Origin of the sequence: Lysinibacillus sphaericus, assembly GCF_005217585.1 — a bacterium.
Lineage (GTDB): Bacteria > Bacillota > Bacilli > Bacillales_A > Planococcaceae > Lysinibacillus > Lysinibacillus sphaericus.
Map to the genome: position 1 here is coordinate 1 of NZ_SZPT01000010.1, position 2,932 is coordinate 2,932.

Here is a 2,932-nt window from a genome sequence, read left to right on the forward strand (position 1 = left end):
TAGGTTAAGTTATTAAGGGCGCACGGCGAATGCCTTGGCACTAGGAGCCGAAGAAGGACGGCACTAACACCGATATGCTTCGGGGAGCTGTAAGTGAGCTTTGATCCGGAGATTTCCGAATGGGGGAACCCACTACGTTTAATCGCGTAGTATCTTGACGTGAATACATAGCGTCTTGAAGGCAGACCCAGGGAACTGAAACATCTAAGTACCTGGAGGAAGAGAAAGAAAAATCGATTCCCTGAGTAGCGGCGAGCGAAACGGGAAGAGCCCAAACCAAGAGGCTTGCCTCTTGGGGTTGTAGGACACTCTATACGGAGTTACAAAGGAATGAGTTAGATGAAGCGACTTGGAAAGGTCCGCCAGAGCAGGTAAAAGCCCTGTAGTCGAAAGTTCGTTCCCTCCAGAGTGGATCCTGAGTACGGCGGAACACGTGAAATTCCGTCGGAATCCGGGAGGACCATCTCCCAAGGCTAAATACTACCTAGTGACCGATAGTGAACCAGTACCGTGAGGGAAAGGTGAAAAGCACCCCGGAAGGGGAGTGAAAGAGATCCTGAAACCGTGTGCCTACAAGTAGTTAGAGCCCGTTAATGGGTGATAGCGTGCCTTTTGTAGAATGAACCGGCGAGTTACGATTACGTGCGAGGTTAAGCTTTAGAAGGCGGAGCCGCAGCGAAAGCGAGTCTGAATAGGGCGAATTAGTACGTGGTCGTAGACCCGAAACCAGGTGATCTACCCATGTCCAGGGTGAAGGTGAGGTAACACTTACTGGAGGCCCGAACCCACGCACGTTGAAAAGTGCGGGGATGAGGTGTGGGTAGCGGAGAAATTCCAATCGAACTTGGAGATAGCTGGTTCTCTCCGAAATAGCTTTAGGGCTAGCCTCGTGATGAGAATACTGGAGGTAGAGCACTGTTTGGACTAGGGGGCCATCCCGGTTTACCGAATTCAGACAAACTCCGAATGCCAGATATTTATACACGGGAGTCAGACTGCGAGTGATAAGATCCGTAGTCAAAAGGGAAACAGCCCAGACCACCAGCTAAGGTCCCAAAGTAATCGTTAAGTGGAAAAGGATGTGGCGTTGCACAGACAACCAGGATGTTGGCTTAGAAGCAGCCATCATTTAAAGAGTGCGTAATAGCTCACTGGTCGAGTGACGCTGCGCCGAAAATGTATCGGGGCTAAACGATTCACCGAAGCTGTGGATTGACATCTACGATGTCAGTGGTAGGAGAGCGTTCTAAGTGCGTTGAAGTCAGACCGGAAGGACTGGTGGAGCGCTTAGAAGTGAGAATGCCGGTATGAGTAGCGAAAGACGGGTGAGAATCCCGTCCACCGTATGACTAAGGTTTCCTGAGGAAGGCTCGTCCGCTCAGGGTTAGTCGGGACCTAAGCCGAGGCCGATAGGCGTAGGCGATGGACAACAGGTTGATATTCCTGTACCACCTCCTCACCGTTTGAGAAATGGGGGGACGCAGTAGGATAGGGTAAGCGCGCCGTTGGTTGTGCGCGTCCAAGCAGTAAGGCGTGTGTGTAGGCAAATCCGCACACTGTAACGTTGAGCTGTGATGGCGAGTCCGTATGGACGAAGTTCCTGATTTCACACTGCCAAGAAAAGCCTCTATCGAGGTGAGAGGTGCCCGTACCGCAAACCGACACAGGTAGTCGAGGAGAGAATCCTAAGGTGTGCGAGAGAACTCTCGTTAAGGAACTCGGCAAAATGACCCCGTAACTTCGGGAGAAGGGGTGCTCTTGAGCGTGCAAGCGCATGAGAGCCGCAGTGAATAGGCCCAGGCGACTGTTTAGCAAAAACACAGGTCTCTGCAAAACCGTAAGGTGACGTATAGGGGCTGACGCCTGCCCGGTGCTGGAAGGTTAAGAGGAGTGGTTAGCGCAAGCGAAGCTGCGAATTGAAGCCCCAGTAAACGGCGGCCGTAACTATAACGGTCCTAAGGTAGCGAAATTCCTTGTCGGGTAAGTTCCGACCCGCACGAAAGGCGTAACGATCTGGGCACTGTCTCAACGAGAGACTCGGTGAAATTATAGTACCTGTGAAGATGCAGGTTACCCGCGACAGGACGGAAAGACCCCGTGGAGCTTTACTGTAGCCTGATATTGAATTTTGGTACAACTTGTACAGGATAGGTAGGAGCCAGAGATCTCGGAGCGCCAGCTTCGAAGGAGGCGTCGGTGGGATACTACCCTGGTTGTATTGAAATTCTAACCCATGCCCCTTAGCGGGGCAGGAGACAGTGTCAGGCGGACAGTTTGACTGGGGCGGTCGCCTCCTAAAAGGTAACGGAGGCGCCCAAAGGTTCCCTCAGAATGGTTGGAAATCATTCGTAGAGTGTAAAGGCACAAGGGAGCTTGACTGCGAGACCTACAAGTCGAGCAGGGTCGAAAGACGGGCTTAGTGATCCGGTGGTTCCGCATGGAAGGGCCATCGCTCAACGGATAAAAGCTACCCCGGGGATAACAGGCTTATCTCCCCCAAGAGTCCACATCGACGGGGAGGTTTGGCACCTCGATGTCGGCTCATCGCATCCTGGGGCTGTAGTCGGTCCCAAGGGTTGGGCTGTTCGCCCATTAAAGCGGTACGCGAGCTGGGTTCAGAACGTCGTGAGACAGTTCGGTCCCTATCCGTCGTGGGCGTAGGAAATTTGAGAGGAGCTGTCCTTAGTACGAGAGGACCGGGATGGACACACCGCTGGTGTACCAGTTGTCTTGCCAAAGGCATCGCTGGGTAGCTATGTGTGGACGGGATAAGTGCTGAAAGCATCTAAGCATGAAGCCCCCCTCAAGATGAGATTTCCCATTACGCAAGTAAGTAAGATCCCTCAAAGACGATGAGGTAGATAGGTTCGAGGTGGAAGTGTGGTGACACATGGAGCTGACGAATACTAATCGATCGAGGACTTAACCAAAA

General features: G+C 52.5%; 1 rRNA gene. It reads left to right on the forward strand.

The features are described 5' to 3' along the window. Positions 1-2 precede the first annotated feature (2 nt). Positions 3-2,930: ribosomal RNA gene (locus tag FC748_RS20575) — 23S ribosomal RNA — on the forward strand. Positions 2,931-2,932: the final 2 nt, after the last annotated feature.